The 14735-nt window shown below is 66.8% G+C and carries 25 protein-coding genes; all 25 read right to left on the bottom strand.

The window, feature by feature from the left end; all coding sequences use genetic code 11:
* Window positions 1–169 precede the first annotated feature (169 nt).
* A complete protein-coding gene (rplO, locus tag AB0M82_RS07550; protein ID WP_364718500.1) occupies window positions 170–616 on the bottom strand; it encodes a 50S ribosomal protein L15 in 447 nt (148 codons plus the stop codon).
* The gene (gene rpmD / locus AB0M82_RS07545) at window positions 613–798 is read right to left on the bottom strand and encodes a 50S ribosomal protein L30 (protein ID WP_005166796.1); all 186 of its coding nucleotides are present in this window, start codon (window positions 796–798) and stop codon (window positions 613–615) included. The genes rplO and rpmD overlap by 4 nt, the downstream gene beginning before the upstream one ends.
* Before the next feature lie 2 nt (window positions 799–800).
* Complete coding sequence (gene rpsE / locus AB0M82_RS07540) at window positions 801–1448, bottom strand: 30S ribosomal protein S5 (protein WP_013222614.1); 648 nt, start codon at window positions 1446–1448, stop codon at window positions 801–803.
* A 40-nt stretch (window positions 1449–1488) separates the two neighbouring features.
* Complete coding sequence (rplR, locus tag AB0M82_RS07535) at window positions 1489–1887, bottom strand: 50S ribosomal protein L18 (protein WP_364718497.1); 399 nt, start codon at window positions 1885–1887, stop codon at window positions 1489–1491.
* Window positions 1888–1889: 2 nt separating this feature from the next.
* Window positions 1890–2429, bottom strand: a complete 540-nt coding sequence (gene rplF / locus AB0M82_RS07530) for a 50S ribosomal protein L6 (RefSeq protein ID WP_364718495.1) — start codon at window positions 2427–2429, stop codon at window positions 1890–1892.
* A 16-nt stretch (window positions 2430–2445) separates the two neighbouring features.
* Window positions 2446–2844 carry a 30S ribosomal protein S8 gene (rpsH, locus tag AB0M82_RS07525; protein ID WP_103342413.1) on the bottom strand — a complete coding sequence of 133 codons (399 nt, stop codon included), beginning with the start codon at window positions 2842–2844 and terminating at the stop codon, window positions 2446–2448.
* A 91-nt stretch (window positions 2845–2935) separates the two neighbouring features.
* Window positions 2936–3121: a type Z 30S ribosomal protein S14 gene (locus AB0M82_RS07520; RefSeq protein WP_284745392.1), complete on the bottom strand. Its 186-nt coding sequence runs from the start codon at window positions 3119–3121 to the stop codon at window positions 2936–2938.
* A gap of 4 nt (window positions 3122–3125) precedes the next feature.
* Window positions 3126–3689 (bottom strand): 50S ribosomal protein L5, encoded by a 564-nt coding sequence (gene rplE / locus AB0M82_RS07515; protein WP_364718493.1) that lies wholly within the window; start codon window positions 3687–3689, stop codon window positions 3126–3128.
* A complete protein-coding gene (gene rplX, locus AB0M82_RS07510; protein WP_364718491.1) occupies window positions 3689–4003 on the bottom strand; it encodes a 50S ribosomal protein L24 in 315 nt (104 codons plus the stop codon). Before rplX ends, rplE begins: the two co-directional genes overlap by 1 nt.
* Before the next feature lie 3 nt (window positions 4004–4006).
* The gene (rplN, locus tag AB0M82_RS07505; protein WP_004558867.1) at window positions 4007–4375 is read right to left on the bottom strand and encodes a 50S ribosomal protein L14; all 369 of its coding nucleotides are present in this window, start codon (window positions 4373–4375) and stop codon (window positions 4007–4009) included.
* A gap of 89 nt (window positions 4376–4464) precedes the next feature.
* Window positions 4465–4746, bottom strand: coding sequence for a 30S ribosomal protein S17 (gene rpsQ / locus AB0M82_RS07500; RefSeq protein ID WP_364718489.1), 282 nt, complete (start codon window positions 4744–4746; stop codon window positions 4465–4467).
* A complete protein-coding gene (gene rpmC, locus AB0M82_RS07495) occupies window positions 4743–4988 on the bottom strand; it encodes a 50S ribosomal protein L29 (RefSeq protein WP_285482328.1) in 246 nt (81 codons plus the stop codon). The genes rpsQ and rpmC overlap by 4 nt, the downstream gene beginning before the upstream one ends.
* On the bottom strand, window positions 4988–5407 hold the full coding sequence (gene rplP / locus AB0M82_RS07490) for a 50S ribosomal protein L16 (protein ID WP_004558864.1): 420 nt from the start codon (window positions 5405–5407) through the stop codon (window positions 4988–4990). Before rplP ends, rpmC begins: the two co-directional genes overlap by 1 nt.
* A gap of 3 nt (window positions 5408–5410) precedes the next feature.
* On the bottom strand, window positions 5411–6232 hold the full coding sequence (gene rpsC / locus AB0M82_RS07485) for a 30S ribosomal protein S3 (protein ID WP_247060521.1): 822 nt from the start codon (window positions 6230–6232) through the stop codon (window positions 5411–5413).
* Window positions 6232–6651 carry a 50S ribosomal protein L22 gene (rplV, locus tag AB0M82_RS07480; protein WP_308669974.1) on the bottom strand — a complete coding sequence of 140 codons (420 nt, stop codon included), beginning with the start codon at window positions 6649–6651 and terminating at the stop codon, window positions 6232–6234. Before rplV ends, rpsC begins: the two co-directional genes overlap by 1 nt.
* Window positions 6652–6682: 31 nt before the next feature.
* A complete protein-coding gene (gene rpsS, locus AB0M82_RS07475) occupies window positions 6683–6964 on the bottom strand; it encodes a 30S ribosomal protein S19 (protein WP_026468892.1) in 282 nt (93 codons plus the stop codon).
* Between the two features lie 17 nt (window positions 6965–6981).
* Window positions 6982–7818, bottom strand: coding sequence for a 50S ribosomal protein L2 (gene rplB, locus AB0M82_RS07470; RefSeq protein WP_364718486.1), 837 nt, complete (start codon window positions 7816–7818; stop codon window positions 6982–6984).
* Window positions 7819–7833: 15 nt separating this feature from the next.
* Entirely contained in the window at window positions 7834–8145 is a 312-nt protein-coding gene (rplW, locus tag AB0M82_RS07465) for a 50S ribosomal protein L23 (protein WP_284745387.1), read from the bottom strand.
* Entirely contained in the window at window positions 8142–8831 is a 690-nt protein-coding gene (gene rplD, locus AB0M82_RS07460) for a 50S ribosomal protein L4 (protein ID WP_364718484.1), read from the bottom strand. Before rplD ends, rplW begins: the two co-directional genes overlap by 4 nt.
* Window positions 8828–9484 carry a 50S ribosomal protein L3 gene (gene rplC / locus AB0M82_RS07455; RefSeq protein WP_363999184.1) on the bottom strand — a complete coding sequence of 219 codons (657 nt, stop codon included), beginning with the start codon at window positions 9482–9484 and terminating at the stop codon, window positions 8828–8830. The genes rplD and rplC overlap by 4 nt, the downstream gene beginning before the upstream one ends.
* A gap of 31 nt (window positions 9485–9515) precedes the next feature.
* Window positions 9516–9821: a 30S ribosomal protein S10 gene (rpsJ, locus tag AB0M82_RS07450; RefSeq protein WP_003102098.1), complete on the bottom strand. Its 306-nt coding sequence runs from the start codon at window positions 9819–9821 to the stop codon at window positions 9516–9518.
* 424 nt (window positions 9822–10245) lie between these two features.
* Window positions 10246–11439 carry an elongation factor Tu gene (gene tuf / locus AB0M82_RS07445; protein WP_364718482.1) on the bottom strand — a complete coding sequence of 398 codons (1194 nt, stop codon included), beginning with the start codon at window positions 11437–11439 and terminating at the stop codon, window positions 10246–10248.
* A gap of 129 nt (window positions 11440–11568) precedes the next feature.
* On the bottom strand, window positions 11569–13668 hold the full coding sequence (fusA, locus tag AB0M82_RS07440) for an elongation factor G (protein ID WP_364718480.1): 2100 nt from the start codon (window positions 13666–13668) through the stop codon (window positions 11569–11571).
* A 63-nt stretch (window positions 13669–13731) separates the two neighbouring features.
* Window positions 13732–14202, bottom strand: coding sequence for a 30S ribosomal protein S7 (gene rpsG / locus AB0M82_RS07435; RefSeq protein ID WP_003102106.1), 471 nt, complete (start codon window positions 14200–14202; stop codon window positions 13732–13734).
* The gene (gene rpsL, locus AB0M82_RS07430; RefSeq protein ID WP_003102113.1) at window positions 14202–14576 is read right to left on the bottom strand and encodes a 30S ribosomal protein S12; all 375 of its coding nucleotides are present in this window, start codon (window positions 14574–14576) and stop codon (window positions 14202–14204) included. Before rpsL ends, rpsG begins: the two co-directional genes overlap by 1 nt.
* Between the last annotated feature and the right edge of the window lie 159 nt (window positions 14577–14735).

Here is a 14735-nt window from a genome sequence, read left to right as displayed (position 1 = left end):
GCCAGCCCGCCTTGCCCACCGACATAGAGTCCCTCAATGGGCCATTCACGGCTGTGGGCGAACGGGAGATTCCACCCGGCCGATCCTCCCCGCCGGACCGCCGTCACCACAAGAACGCCGAAGGCCCGCCTGACGAGTGCCAGGCGGGCCTTCGGGTATTACACGCTGCTCAGTTGGTGGTGGCCGAACCGCCGGCCGCCTCGAGCTTCTCCTTGGCGGAGCCCGAGAAGGCGTCCGCCGTGATGTCCAGCTTGACGCCGTTCACGTCGCCGTTGCCGAGGACCTTCACCAGCTTGCCCTTGCGGACCAGACCGCCCTTGACCAGCTCGTCGGCACCGATGGTGCCGCCGTCCGGGAAGACGCGGGCGATGTCGCCCACGTTCACCGGCTGGTACTCGGTGCGGAAGCGGTTCTTGAAGCCACGCAGCTTCGGGAGCCGCATCTGGATGGGCATCTGCCCACCCTCGAACCCGGCGGGCACGTTCTTCCGGGCCTTGGTGCCCTTCGTACCGCGACCGGCCGTCTTGCCCTTCGAACCTTCACCACGACCGACGCGCATCTTCTCGCGCTTCGCGCCCGGGGCCGGACGCAGGTGGTGGATCTTGATGGCCGTCATGCCTTGACCTCCTCGACCTCCACCAGGTGGCGGACGGTGTGGATCAGGCCGCGCACCTGGGGGGTGTCTTCACGCACGACGCTCTGGCGGATCTTGCGCAGCCCGAGGGTGCGCAGCGACTCGCGGTGAGCGTGCTTCGTGCCGATCTTGCTCTTGACCTGGGTGACCTTGAGCTGAGTCATGATCAGACCCCCTGGCCCGCACGCTGGCGCAGCATCCGGGCCGGAGCGACGTCCTCGAGCGGCAGGCCACGACGGGCCGCCACCTCTTCGGGACGCTGCAGACCCTTCAGAGCCGCCACGGTCGCGTGCACGATGTTGATCGCGTTGTCGGAGCCGAGCGACTTCGACAGCACGTCGTGGACGCCCGCGCACTCCAGCACCGCGCGCACCGGACCACCGGCGATGACGCCGGTACCGGCGGACGCCGGACGGAGCAGCACGACACCGGCGGCTTCCTCACCCGTAATCGGGTGAGGAATGGTGCCACCGACGCGGGGAACGCGGAAGAAGTTCTTCTTCGCTTCCTCGACGCCCTTGGCGATCGCCGCGGGAACTTCCTTGGCCTTGCCGTAGCCGACGCCGACCTGACCGTCGCCGTCGCCGACGACCACCAGGGCGGTGAAGCTGAAGCGACGACCACCCTTGACGACCTTGGCGACGCGGTTGATCGTCACGACCTTCTCGAGGTGCGGGGTCTTGTCCTGGCCGGCCCCGCCACGGCCGCTGTCGCGCCGGTCCCGGCCGCCACCGCGACGTTCATTGCGGTCGTTGCCGCCCTGCCCGCCGGGTCCGCCCTGTCCGCCGCCGAATTGCCGTGTACGTCCCGGCATCAGGCTTCCTCTCCATGCTGCTTCTGCAACTGCATCATCCTCAGAACTCCAACCCCGCCTCACGGGCGGCGTCGGCGAGCGCGGCGATGCGGCCGTGGTAGGCGTTGCCCCCACGGTCGAACACCACAGCCGAGATCCCGGCGCTCTTCGCCCGTGCGGCGACGAGTTCCCCGACCTTGGCGGCCTTGGCCTTCTTGTCGCCGTCGAGCGACCGGACGTCCGCCTCGAGGGTGGACGCCGACGCCAGCGTGTGGCCGACGAGGTCGTCGATGACCTGCACGGCGATGTGCCGCGAAGACCGCTTGACGACCAAGCGCGGACGCTGGTCCGTGCCCGAGACCTTCTTGCGGAGCCGGAAGTGCCGACGGGCCTTCGCGACGCGGCGGCGGGTCGAGCTGTCCTTGCCCACCGGCTTGCGCTTCGTAGTCGTGTCGCTCATGATCACTTACCCGTCTTTCCGACCTTGCGGCGGATCTTCTCACCCTCGTAGCGCAGGCCCTTGCCCTTGTAGGGGTCGGGGCGCCGCAGCTTGCGGATGACGGCCGAGATCTGGCCGACCTTCTGCTTGTCGATGCCGGAGACCGAGAACCGGGTCGGGGTCTCCACCTTGAAGGTGATGCCCTCGGGGGCCTCGATCTTCACCGGGTGCGAGTAGCCGAGAGCGAACTCGAGGTCCGAACCCTTCGCCTGCACGCGGTAACCCACGCCGTGGATTTCCATCTTCTTCTCGTAGCCGGCGGTGACGCCGACGACGAGGTTGTTCACCAGTGTGCGGGTGAGCCCGTGGAGCGCCTTGGAGGTGCGCTCGTCGTCCGGGCGCTTCACCTGCAGCGTGCCGTCTTCACCGCGCTCGACGGTGATCGGCTCGGCGATGGTGTGCTCCAGGGTGCCCTTGGGCCCCTTGACCTTGATCTGCTGACCGTCGATGGTCACCTCGACCCCGGAAGGGACGGCGACCGGCAGCTTTCCGATGCGTGACATGCCTGTACCCCTTCCCTTACCAGACGTAGGCGAGGACTTCGCCGCCCACGCTGTTGCGCTTGGCCTGCCGGTCGGTCTGCAGGCCACCGGACGTCGAGATGATCGCGATGCCCAGCCCGCCGAGGACGGACGGCAGTTCGGTCGATTTGGCGTAGATCCGCAGACCGGGCTTGGAGACGCGCCGCAGGCCGGCGATGCTCCGCTCACGGTTGGGTCCGTACTTGAGCTCGACGACGAGGTTCTTGTGCTTCTCGCCCGGCTCATCGTGGTAACCCGCGATGTAACCCTCACGCTTGAGAATCTCGGCGATGTTCGCCTTGAGCTTCGAGTGCGGGAGCTTGACCTCGTCGTGGTACGCCGAGTTCGCGTTACGCAGACGCGTCAAGAAGTCTGCGATGGGGTCGGTCATCGTCATGGTGACCTGTCAACCTTTCTCGCCCTGGTTCCCCGCCGCCCGGAATGCGGGCGGCAGGGCCTGTGGCGAAGTGGGAGTTAAAAAGAAGCTCTTACCAGCTGGACTTGCGGACACCGGGCAGCTCGCCCGCGTGCGCCATCTCGCGAAGGCAGATCCGGCAGAGCCCGAACTTGCGGAACACGGCGTGCGGGCGGCCGCACCGCTGGCAGCGGGTGTAGCCGCGCACGGCGAACTTCGGCTTCTTCGCGGCCTTGTGGACCAGTGCTTTCTTGGCCATCGGCTCAGTTCTCCTTGAACGGGAAGCCGAGCTTGCGCAGCAGCGCCCGGCCCTCGTCGTCGTTCGTGGCGGTCGTGACGACGGTGACATCCATGCCGCGCGGGCGGTCGATGGCGTCCGGGTCGATCTCGTGGAACATCGACTGCTCGTTGAGACCGAACGTGTAGTTGCCGTGGCCGTCGAACTGCTTCGGCGAAAGCCCGCGGAAGTCGCGGATACGCGGCAGCGCGATGGTCAGCAGGCGGTCGAGGAACTCCCACATGCGGTCGCCGCGCAGCGTGACGCGCGCGCCGATCGGCTGGCCTTCACGCAGCTTGAACTGCGCGATGGACTTGCGGGCCTTCCGGACTTCCGGCTTCTGGCCGGTGATCGCGGCGAGGTCGCGGACCGCACCCTCGATCAGCTTGCTGTCACGGGCGGCGTCACCGACACCCATGTTCACGACGACCTTCGTGACGCCCGGAATCTGGTGGACGTTGACGAAGGAGAACTCCGCCTGCAGCTGGCCCTTGATCTCCTCGCGGTACCGCACCTTGAGGCGCGGCGCGATCTTCTCTGCGGTGGTCATCAGATGTCCTTACCGTTCCGGCGCGAGATCCGGACCTTCTTGCCGTCCTCGCCGATGCGGTAACCCACCCGGGCCGGCTTGCCGTCCGAGTCGACGACCATCACGTTCGAGACGTGGATGGGCGCCTCCTGCGTGACGATGCCACCGGACTGCGCGCCGCGCTGGGTCTGGCTGATCCGCGTGTGCTTCTTGATCCGGTTCACGCCCTCGACCAGCACGCGGTCGCGCTCGGGGTAAGCCTGGATGACCTTGCCCTTGGCGCCCTTGTCCTTGCCGGCGATGACGACGACCGTGTCGCCCTTCTTCACCTTCATGGCTTACAACACCTCCGGCGCGAGCGAAATGATCTTCATGAACTTTCGGTCGCGCAGCTCGCGGCCCACCGGGCCGAAGATGCGAGTGCCCCGGGGCTCGTTGTCGTTCTTGATGAGCACGGCGGCGTTCTCGTCGAACCGGATGTAGGAACCGTCCGGACGACGACGCTCCTTGACCGTGCGGACGATGACAGCCTTGACGACGTCGCCCTTCTTCACCCCGGCAGCCGGGATGGCGTCCTTCACGGTGGCGACGATGATGTCACCGATGCCGGCGTAGCGCCGCCCGGAGCCACCGAGAACGCGGATGCAGAGAATTTCCTTCGCACCCGTGTTGTCGGCTACCCGAAGCCGCGACTCCTGCTGGATCACGTCAACTCCTGTATGTCGCGCCGGTTCTCGCCCGCTTGTGAGATCACATTGGCGAGCCTTGCGGAACTAAAGACTCCGAAGAGCCCTGCTTACTTGGCCTTCTCCACGATCTGCACCAGGCGCCACCGCTTCGCCGCGGACAGCGGGCGGGTCTCCATCAGGGTGACCCGGTCGCCCTCTCCGGCCTCGTTGTTCTCGTCGTGCACCTTCACCTTGGTGGTGGTGCGGACGACCTTCGAGTAGCGGGGGTGCTTCTTGCGGTCCTCGAGCTCGACCACGATCGTCTTGTTCATCTTGTCCGAGACGACGTAGCCCTCACGGACCTTGCGGTCGTTCCGGGCCGGCGTCTCCTCGGTGGTGGGCTCGCTCATGCGGCACCTTCACTCTCGGAGTCGGGGGCAACGGACAGGCCGAGTTCGCGCTCGCGCATGACCGTGTAGATCCGCGCGATGTCCGTGCGGACGGTGCGCAGACGGCGGTTGTTGTCGAGCTGCCCGGTCGCCATCTGGAAGCGGAGGTTGAAGAGCTCCTCCTTGTATTCCTTCAGACGCAGGACGAGCTCTTCCGCGGTGAGCTCACGCAGCTCCGATGCCAAGGCACCTGCGTTCGCCATCAGAACTCACCACCTTCACGGGTCACGATGCGGCACTTCATGGGCAGCTTGTGGATCGCGCGACGGAGCGCCTCGCGGGCGGTCTCCTCGTTCGGGAAGCTGATCTCGAACATCACGCGGCCCGGCTTCACGTTGGCGATCCACCACTCGGGCGAACCCTTACCGGAACCCATCCGGGTCTCGGCCGGCTTCTTCGTCAGCGGGCGGTCCGGGTAGATCGTCGTCCACACCTTGCCGCCACGCTTGATGTGACGGGTCATGGCGATACGAGCGGACTCGATCTGCCGGTTCGTCACGTAGCTGTGCTCAAGCGCCTGGATGCCGTACTCGCCGAAGCTGACCTTCGTGCCACCCTTGGCGGCGCCGTGGCGCTTCGGGGAGTGCTGCTTCCGGTGCTTGACCCTGCGCGGGATGAGCACGTCTCAGCCCTCCGTCTTTTCTGCGGTCTCGGTGGCCGGGGCCGCCTCGGTCGTGGCGGCGGCGGCGGCGCGACCGGCTTCGGTCGAAGTGGCGGTCGTGCCCGACGCGCCGGAGCGACGCGGGCGGGCCGGACGGTCGCTGCGCTCGCGACGCGGCGCGCGCTCGGCGGCGTCACGGGCTTCGCGGGCCTTCAGGCCACCGACGAGCTCACCCTTGTAGATCCACACCTTGACGCCGATGCGCCCGAACGTCGTCTTGGCCTCGAAGAAGCCGTAGTCGATGTCGGCACGCAGCGTGTGCAGCGGGACCCGGCCATCGCGGTAGTGCTCGGAGCGGGACATCTCGGCACCGCCGAGACGACCGCCGCACTGCACGCGGATGCCCTTGACCTGCGGCGAGCGCATGGAGGTCTGGATCGCCTTCCGCATCGCGCGGCGGAACGCCACGCGGTTGGAGAGCTGCTCCGCGACCGCCTGGGCGACCAGCTGGGCGTCGGCCTCGGGGTTCTTGACCTCGAGGATGTTCAGCTGGACCTGCTTCTTGGTCAGCTTCTCCAGCGCGCCGCGGATCCGGTCGGCCTCCGCGCCGCGGCGGCCGATGACGATGCCCGGCCGGGCGGTGTGGATGTCGACGCGGACGCGGTCACGGGTGCGCTCGATCTCGACCTTGGAGATGCCGGCGCGCTCCATGCCCGTCGCCAGCAGCTTGCGGATCTTGACGTCCTCGGCCACGTACTCGGCGTACTGCTTGTCGGCGTACCAGCGCGACTTCCAGTCCGTGGTGATACCCAGGCGGAAACCGTGCGGGTTGATCTTCTGGCCCACTACCGGCCACCTGCCTTCTTCTTGCTCTGAGCCTTCTGCGCGACGGCCGGACGCGACTCCACCTCGACGGTGATGTGGCTGGTCCGCTTGCGGATCCGGTACGCGCGGCCCTGGGCCCGCGGGCGGATGCGCTTGAGGGTGGGGCCCTCGTCGGCGTACGCGTTCTTGACCCAGAGGGTGTCCGGGTCCAGCTGAAGGTTGTTCTCGGCGTTGGCCACGGCGCTGGCGAGCACCTTCGCGACCGGCTCGCTGGCCGCCTGCGGGGCGAACCGGAGCACGGCCAAAGCGTCGGCGGCGCTACGTCCCTTGATGAGCTCGATCACCCGGCGCACCTTGGTCGGCGAGTCCCGGACGAAGCGAGCCCGCGCGTACGCCGTAGGCAGTTCAGCCTCGGTCGTCGCGTCGTTCTGGGCGTTCATCGCTACTTCCTCTGTCTGGTTTCGTGCCCGCTCAGCGGCGGCGCGACTTGCGGTCGTCCTTGATGTGGCCCTTGAAGGTCCGCGTCGGGGCGAACTCGCCCAGCTTGTGACCCACCATCGCCTCGGTGACGAACACCGGGACGTGCTTGCGGCCGTCGTGCACCGCGATCGTGTGACCCAGGAAATCCGGGATGATCGTGGAGCGCCGCGACCAAGTCTTGATCACGGTCTTCTTGCCCGACTCGTTGAGAACGTCCACCTTCTTGAGCAGGTGGTCGTCCACGAAGGGGCCCTTTTTGAGGCTACGTGGCATTGTCTTCTACCTCCTGCTCAGCGCTTGTTCTTGCCGGTACGGCGACGGCGGACGATCATCGCGTCGGATGCCTTGCGGCGGCGCGTGCGGCCCTCGGGCTTACCGTTCGGGTTGACCGGGTGGCGACCACCGGAGGTCTTACCCTCACCACCACCGTGCGGGTGGTCGACCGGGTTCATGACGACACCACGGACGGTGGGGCGCTTGCCCCGCCAGCGGTTACGGCCGGCCTTGCCCCAGTTGATGTTGGCGTGCTCGGAGTTGCCGACCTCGCCGACCGTGGCGCGGTTGCGCACGTCCACGTTGCGGATCTCGCCCGAGGGGAGACGCAGCTGGGCGTACGGTCCGTCCTTGGCGACGAGCTGCACCTTCGCGCCCGCGGACCGCGCCATCTTCGCGCCGCCACCGGGGCGGAGCTCGATCGCGTGGACCACGGTGCCGACCGGGATGTTGCGGAGCGGCAGGTTGTTGCCCGGCTTGATGTCGGCCCGCGGGCCGTTCTCGACGGTGTCGCCCTGCTTCAGCTTCTCCGGCGCGATGATGTAGCGCTTCTCGCCGTCGGCGTAGTGCAGCAGCGCGATGCGCGCGGTGCGGTTGGGGTCGTACTCGATGTGCGCGACCTTGGCCGGGATGCCGTCCTTGTCGTGGCGACGGAAGTCGATGACGCGGTAAGCACGCTTGTGGCCGCCACCCTTGTGCCGGGTGGTGATCTTGCCGGACGAGTTGCGACCGCCCGTTCCGCTCAGCGGACGCAGCAGCGACTTCTCCGGAGTGGAGCGGGTGATCTCGGCGAAGTCCGAGACGCTCGAACCACGACGACCGGGGGTCGTCGGCTTGTACTTGCGGATGCCCATTGTCAGCTCAGTCCTTTACGCGGTGGGTCCGCCGAAGATCTCAATCGCCTTGCTCTCAGGCGAAAGAGTCACGATGGCGCGCTTGGTGTCCTTGCGCTTGCCGAAGCCGGCGCGAGTCCGCTTACGCTTGCCCTTGCGGTTGGCCGTGTTGACACTGACCACCTTGACGCCGAACACCTTCTCGACCGCGATCTTGACCTGGGTCTTGTTGGCGTCCGGACGGACGATGAACGTGTACTTGTGGTCCTCGAGCAGCCCGTAGGACTTCTCGGAGATGACCGGCGCGAGCAGGATGTCGCGGGGGTCCGGAATGGCGACCGAACTCACTTCTCGTCACTCCCTTCCGTGACCTCGCCCGACCGCGCGGAAGCCTTGACGGCCTTACCGCGGACGGGGCCGGCGACGAACGCGTCGTACGCGGCCTTGGTGAACACGACGTCGTCGTTGACCAGCACGTCGTAGGTGTTGAGCTGGTCCGCCCAGAGCAGGTGCACCTCGGGCAGGTTCCGCAGGGAAACCCAGCTGAACTCGTCGGCCCGGTCCAGCACCACGAGCACGCGCTTCGCCTGCGTCACCGCGGCGAGCACGCTCTTGGCAGCCTTGGTCGACGGCTTCTCACCGGACACCAGTTCGGTGACGATGTGCAGCTGGCCGGCGCGCGCCCGGTCGGAGAGGGCGCCACGCAGGGCGGCGGCCTTCATCTTCTTCGGGGTGCGCTGGGAGTAGTCACGCGGCGTGGGGCCGTGGACGACGCCACCGCCGACGAACTGCGGGGCGCGGGTCGAACCCTGGCGGGCGCGGCCGGTGCCCTTCTGCCGGTACGGCTTCTTGCCACCACCGCGGACTTCGCCGCGGGTCTTGGTGTCGTGCGTGCCCTGGCGCGCGGCGGCCTGCTGGGCCACCACCACCTGGTGCATCAGCGCGACGTTGGCCTGCACGTCGAAGATCTCCTCGGGGAGGTCCACGGTGCCGTCGGCTTTACCGGCCGGGGTCTTCAGCTCGACGCTTGTCATTCGGAGTTACCACCCTTCGCGGCGCTGCGAACGAACAGCACGCCGCCCTTGGGACCGGGCACAGCGCCCTTGATCAGCAGCAGGCCGTCGTCGGCACGCACGGCGTGCACGGTCAGGTTCTGCGTGGTGACCCGGTCGTTGCCCATCCGGCCCGCCATACGCAGGCCCTTGAAGACGCGGCCGGGGGTGGCACAGCCACCGATGGAACCCGGCTTGCGGTGCACGGCCTGGGCACCGTGGCTCGCGCCCTGGCCCTTGAAGCCGTGGCGCTTCATGACGCCCGCGTAGCCCTTGCCCTTGCTGGTACCGGTCACGTCGACCTCGACGCCGGCGGCGAACACCTCGGCGGTGATCTCCTGGCCGACCTCGTAGGTCTCGGCGTCGGTGGTGCGCAGCTCGGCGAGGAACCGGCGCGGCGTCACGCCCGCCTTGTCGAAGTGGCCGGTGCGCGGCTTGTTCACCTTGCGCGGGTCGACCGCGCCGAACGCCAGCTGCACGGCCGTGTAGCCGTCCTTGTCCTGGGTCCGAACCTGGGTGACCACGTTCGGACCGGCCTTGACGACAGTGACCGGGACAATCCGGTTCTGCTCGTCGAAGACCTGGGTCATGCCGAGCTTGGTGCCCAGGATGCCCTTCATCTGCCTGTCAGACATGAGTCTCTTATCTCCGCCGCTCGCCCAACGCTTACTGGATGTTGACGTCGACGCTCGCCGGCAGGTCGATGCGCATGAGCGCGTCTACCGTCTTCGGCGTCGGGTCGAGGATGTCGATCAGACGCTTGTGCGTGCGCATCTCGAAGTGCTCGCGCGAGTCCTTGTACTTGTGCGGCGAGCGGATGACGCAGTAAACGTTCTTCTCGGTGGGCAGCGGCACCGGCCCGACAACCCGGGCACCGGTGCGCGTGACCGTTTCCACGATCTTGCGCGCCGAGGTGTCGATCGCCTCGTGGTCGTAGGCCTTGAGCCGGATGCGGATCTTCTGTCCCGCCATGGTGGCTGCTCGTTCCTTGTCGTCTCGTGCCGCTTCTCACAAACCCGGCTCGGTGTTGCCACCTCGGCCTGGGTTTCCGCAGTTCAACGGCCCTGTCCCCGGTCCACGCGGTCGGGCGTGTCGCGCCCGACGCACAGACGGATCCCGCGGGATCGTCGTCTTGCCTGGTCTTCCTCAACGTGAGGAGGCCATGAGCCGGCGCCGCTTTTGCAAGCACTGCCGTCTCACTGCCTTTGCCCGCTCGCCTCACCCGAAGGAGAGATGCTCCGCGGACCGTGGCCACTCGCACGGGGGCGGCCGGAACCTCGGTCGGATAGAACCCGATGAGGATCGGCCGCCCCAGGACGAGCAACCTGAATAGTGTCGCACACGTGATTTGACGCCCCTGACCCGGGGGTGTATCACCCCCGAGCGGGGCGTCGAATCACTTGTTGATCTTGGTAACCTGGCCCGCGCCGACGGTCCGGCCACCCTCGCGGATGGCGAAACGCAGACCCTCATCCATGGCGATCGGCTGGATCAGCACGACGCTGATGTCCGTGTTGTCGCCCGGCATGACCATCTCGGTGCCCTCGGGGAGGGTCACGACGCCGGTCACGTCCGTGGTACGGAAGTAGAACTGCGGGCGGTAGTTGTTGAAGAACGGCGTGTGACGACCACCCTCGTCCTTGGACAGGATGTAGACCCGGCCCTCGAACTCGGTGTGCGGGGTGGTGGTGCCCGGCTTCACGACGACCTGGCCGCGCTCGACGTCCTCGCGCTTGATACCGCGGACGAGGAGGCCGACGTTGTCGCCCGCCTGGCCCTGGTCCAGCAGCTTGCGGAACATCTCGACACCGGTGACGGTGGTCTTGGTCGACTTCTCGCGGATACCCACGATCTCGACCTCTTCGTTCACGTTGACCACGCCACGCTCGACGCGGCCGGTGACGACGGTGCCGCGACCGGTGATCGTGAAGACGTCCTCGATCGGCATGAGGAACGGCTTGTCGAGCTCACGCACCGGGTCCGGCACGTTGTCGTCGACCGCGGTCATCAGCTCGAGGACGGCCTCGCCCCACTTCTCGTCGCCCTCGAGCGCCTTGAGGCCCGAAACGCGCACGACCGGGGCGTCGTCGCCCGGGAACTCCTGCGAGGACAGCAGCTCGCGGACCTCCAGCTCGACGAGCTCGAGGATCTCCTCGTCGTCGACCATGTCGGCCTTGTTCAGCGCGACCACGATGTAGGGCACGCCGACCTGGCGGGCGAGCAGCACGTGCTCACGGGTCTGCGGCATCGGGCCGTCGGTCGCGGCGACCACCAGGATCGCGCCGTCCATCTGGGCGGCACCGGTGATCATGTTCTTGATGTAGTCCGCGTGACCGGGGGCGTCGACGTGCGCGTAGTGACGCTTCTCGGTCTGGTACTCGACGTGCGAGATGTTGATCGTGATGCCGCGCTGCTTCTCTTCGGGCGCGTTGTCGATCTGGTCGAACGCACGCGACTCGTTGAGATCCGGGTACTTGTCGTGCAGAACCTTGGTGATCGCCGCGGTCAGCGTGGTCTTGCCGTGGTCGACGTGACCGATGGTCCCGATGTTGACGTGCGGCTTGCTCCGCTCGAACTTCGCCTTCGCCACTGGAATGTCCTCCTGGACTGATTTCGCTTTGTGCTCGGGGGCCGGCGTGGCTGCCAGCCCTCGAATGTTCCTTCGTCGGTGCTGCGGACGTTCAGGAGAGTCCCTTAATGCCCGCGCGCGGTGGGGGAGTTACTCCCCCGTCGCCTTCGCGATGATTTCCTTCGCGACGTTCGCGGGAACCTCGGCGTAGGAGTCGAACACCATGGAGTAGTTCGCCCGGCCCTGGGTGCGGGACCGCAGGTCGCCGACGTAGCCGAACATCTCCGACAGCGGGACCAGTGCCTTCACGACACGGGTACCGGACCGCTCCTCCATGGCCTGGATCTGACCACGGCGGGAGTTGAGGTCACCGATGACATCGCCCATGTAGTCCTCGGGCGTGGTCACCTCGACCGCCATCATCGGCTCCAGGATCACCGGGCCGGCCTTCTTCGCGGCTTCCTTCATCGCCATGGAACCGGCGATCTTGAACGCCATCTCCGAAGAGTCGACCTCGTGGTACGCACCATCCAACAGGGTGAACTTCAACCCGACGAGCGGGTAGCCGGCCAGGACGCCGTACTGCATCGCGTCCTGCGCGCCCGCGTCGACCGACGGGATGTACTCCCGCGGCACGCGACCACCGGTCACCTTGTTGTCGAACTCGTAGAGCGCGCCGTCGGTGCGCTCGAGCGGCTCCAGCTTCACGATGACCTTCGCGAACTGGCCGGAACCACCGGTCTGCTTCTTGTGGACGTAGTCGAGCTTCTCGACCGTCTTCTTGATCGTCTCGCGGTAGGCGACCTGCGGCTTACCGATGTTCGCCTCGACCTTGTAGTCGGACTTCATCCGGTTCACCAGCACCTCGAGGTGCAGCTCGCCCATGCCCGCGATGATCGTCTGGCCGGTGTCCTCGTCCAGCTTGACCTGGAACGTCGGGTCCTCTTCGGCCAGCTTCTGGATCGCCAGGGACAGCTTCTCCTGGTCGGCCTTCGTCTTCGGCTCGATCGCGACCCGGATGACCGGCTCGGGGAACGTCATCGACTCCAGCACAATCGGGTTCTGCGGGTCCGCCAGGGTGTCACCCGTGGTGGTGTCCTTCAGCCCGATGACCGCGTAGATGTGGCCGACCTGGGCGTCGTCGACCGGGTTCTCCTTGTTGGAGTGCATCTGGAAGATCTTCCCGATGCGCTCCTTGCGCTCCTTGGTCGCGTTGATGACCTGCGCGCCGGCGGCGACCTTGCCCGAGTACACCCGGATGTAGGTCAGCTTGCCGAAGAACGGGTGCGCGGCGATCTTGAACGCGAGCGCGGCGAACGGCTCGTCCACCGAGGCCTTGCGGGACACGACGGTCTCGCCGTCGGACAGCAGGCCCTCGACGGCCGGGACGTCCAGCGGGGTCGGCAGGTAGTCGACGACCGCGTCGAGCATGGGCTGCACGCCCTTGTTCTTGAACGCGGAACCGGCCAGCACCGGGAAGGCCTCGCGGGTGATGGTGAGCTTGCGGATGCCGGACTTGATCTCGGCTTCCGTCAGCTCCTCACCCTCGAGGAACTTCTCCATCAGGGCGTCGTCGGTCTCGGCGACGGCCTCGACCAGCTTCTCCCGGTACTCGGCCGCCTTGTCGGCGAGCTCGGCCGGGATCTCCTCGACGGAGTAGTCCTCGCCCTTCTGGACCTCGCCACGCCAGGTCAGCGCCTTCATGCGGACCAGGTCGACGACGCCTTCGAAGTCGTTCTCGGCACCGATCGGCAGCTGGATGACCAGCGGCCGGACGCCGAGACGATCGCTGATCGTCTTGACCGTGTAGTAGAAGTCCGCGCCGAGCTTGTCCATCTTGTTGACGAAGCAGATGCGCGGGACGTCGTACTTGTCCGCCTGCCGCCAGACCTGCTCGGACTGCGGCTCGACGCCTTCCTTGCCGTCGAACACCGCGACCGCGCCGTCGAGCACCCGGAGGTTGCGCTCCACCTCGACGGTGAAGTCGACGTGGCCCGGGGTGTCGATGATGTTGATCTGGTGGTCGTCCCAGAAGGTGGTGGTCGCAGCCGAGGTGATGGTGATACCCCGCTTCTGCTCCTCCTCCATCCAGTCCATGGTGGCGGCGCCGTCGTGGACTTCACCGATCTTGTAGTTGACCCCGGTGTAGAACAGGATCCGCTCGGTGGTCGTCGTCTTGCCGGCGTCGATGTGGGCCATGATGCCGATGTTGCGGACCTTGTTCAGGTCGGTCAGCACGTCACGTGCCACGAGAGTGTTCCCCTGTTCTCAAGCTTGGGGCCCGGCATGGCTTGGTCGACAGCCGGGCGGTCATCACCAGCGGTAGTGCGCGAAGGCCCGGTTGGACTCGGCCATCTTGTGCGTGTCCTCGCGGCGCTTCACGCTGGCCCCGAGGCCGTTGGACGCGTCGAGGAGCTCGTTCTGCAGGCGCTCGATCATCGTCTTCTCGCGGCGGGCCTGCGAGAAGGAGACCAGCCAGCGCAGCGCCAGGGTGGTGGAGCGACCCGGCTTGACCTCGATCGGCACCTGGTAGGTGGCACCACCAACGCGGCGGCTCTTCACCTCGATGGTGGGCTTCACGTTGTCGAGGGCGCGCTTCAGCGTGACGACCGGGTCGGTGCCCGTCTTCTCGCGAGCGCCTTCGAGGGCGCCGTACACGATGCGCTCGGCCAGGGACCGTTTGCCGTCCTTCAGCACCTTGTTCACCAGCTGGGTGACCAGCGGGGAGGCGTAGACGGGGTCGGAGATCAGCGGCCGCTTCGGGGCCGGACCCTTGCGGGGCATTAGCTCTTCTCCTTCTTCGCGCCGTACCGGCTGCGCGCCTGCTTACGGTTCTTCACACCCTGGGTGTCGAGAGAACCGCGGATGATCTTGTAACGGACACCCGGAAGGTCCTTCACACGACCACCACGCACGAGCACCATCGAGTGCTCCTGCAGGTTGTGGCCCTCACCGGGGATGTAGGCGGTGACCTCGATGCCGCTGGTCAGCTTCACACGCGCGACCTTGCGCAGCGCCGAGTTCGGCTTCTTGGGGGTCGTGGTGTACACGCGAGTGCACACGCCACGCCGCTGCGGGCTCCCCTTGAGGGCCGCGGTCTTCTGCTTGGCAGCCTTGTCCTGGCGGCCCTTGCGGACCAGCTGCTGGATCGTGGGCAATGGACCAGCTTCCTGTCGTGATCTGCTTCTTCGTGTCTTCACCGGCCCCCGCGGTCGGGCGTGTCGGCCCGCGTCACGGTCTGACGACCGGTAACTTCCCGGAGGGATTTCCGTCGGAACTCCGACCTGCCGAAGCCGGTGACCAGGTGCCTGAGCACC

The organism is Amycolatopsis sp. NPDC051128 (genome assembly GCF_040682715.1).
Lineage (GTDB): Bacteria > Actinomycetota > Actinomycetes > Mycobacteriales > Pseudonocardiaceae > Amycolatopsis.
Note: the sequence above shows the minus strand (reverse complement) of the source record. Positions and strands in the feature narration are given on the sequence as shown.

Excerpts from the sequence above, each read along its gene's own strand:
- rplC (WP_363999184.1), bottom strand. The coding sequence starts at position 9,484 with ATGTCTGACAGGCAGATGAAGGGCATCCTGGGCACCAAGCTCGGCATG.
- rplO (WP_364718500.1), bottom strand. The coding sequence starts at position 616 with ATGACGGCCATCAAGATCCACCACCTGCGTCCGGCCCCGGGCGCGAAG.
- rpsE (WP_013222614.1), bottom strand. The coding sequence starts at position 1,448 with ATGCCGGGACGTACACGGCAATTCGGCGGCGGACAGGGCGGACCCGGC.
- rplX (WP_364718491.1), bottom strand. The coding sequence starts at position 4,003 with ATGAAGGTGAAGAAGGGCGACACGGTCGTCGTCATCGCCGGCAAGGAC.
- AB0M82_RS07520 (WP_284745392.1), bottom strand. The coding sequence starts at position 3,121 with ATGGCCAAGAAAGCACTGGTCCACAAGGCCGCGAAGAAGCCGAAGTTC.
- rplR (WP_364718497.1), bottom strand. The coding sequence starts at position 1,887 with ATGAGCGACACGACTACGAAGCGCAAGCCGGTGGGCAAGGACAGCTCG.
- rpmC (WP_285482328.1), bottom strand. The coding sequence starts at position 4,988 with ATGGCGAACGCAGGTGCCTTGGCATCGGAGCTGCGTGAGCTCACCGCG.
- rplD (WP_364718484.1), bottom strand. The coding sequence starts at position 8,831 with ATGACAAGCGTCGAGCTGAAGACCCCGGCCGGTAAAGCCGACGGCACC.
- rpsH (WP_103342413.1), bottom strand. The coding sequence starts at position 2,844 with ATGACGATGACCGACCCCATCGCAGACTTCTTGACGCGTCTGCGTAAC.
- rplF (WP_364718495.1), bottom strand. The coding sequence starts at position 2,429 with ATGTCACGCATCGGAAAGCTGCCGGTCGCCGTCCCTTCCGGGGTCGAG.
- rpsJ (WP_003102098.1), bottom strand. The coding sequence starts at position 9,821 with ATGGCGGGACAGAAGATCCGCATCCGGCTCAAGGCCTACGACCACGAG.
- rpsQ (WP_364718489.1), bottom strand. The coding sequence starts at position 4,746 with ATGAGCGAGCCCACCACCGAGGAGACGCCGGCCCGGAACGACCGCAAG.
- rplE (WP_364718493.1), bottom strand. The coding sequence starts at position 3,689 with ATGACCACCGCAGAGAAGATCGCGCCGCGCCTCAAGGTGCGGTACCGC.
- rpmD (WP_005166796.1), bottom strand. The coding sequence starts at position 798 with ATGACTCAGCTCAAGGTCACCCAGGTCAAGAGCAAGATCGGCACGAAG.
- rplB (WP_364718486.1), bottom strand. The coding sequence starts at position 7,818 with ATGGGCATCCGCAAGTACAAGCCGACGACCCCCGGTCGTCGTGGTTCG.
- rpsS (WP_026468892.1), bottom strand. The coding sequence starts at position 6,964 with ATGCCACGTAGCCTCAAAAAGGGCCCCTTCGTGGACGACCACCTGCTC.
- rpsG (WP_003102106.1), bottom strand. The coding sequence starts at position 14,202 with ATGCCCCGCAAGGGTCCGGCCCCGAAGCGGCCGCTGATCTCCGACCCC.
- rplV (WP_308669974.1), bottom strand. The coding sequence starts at position 6,651 with ATGAACGCCCAGAACGACGCGACGACCGAGGCTGAACTGCCTACGGCG.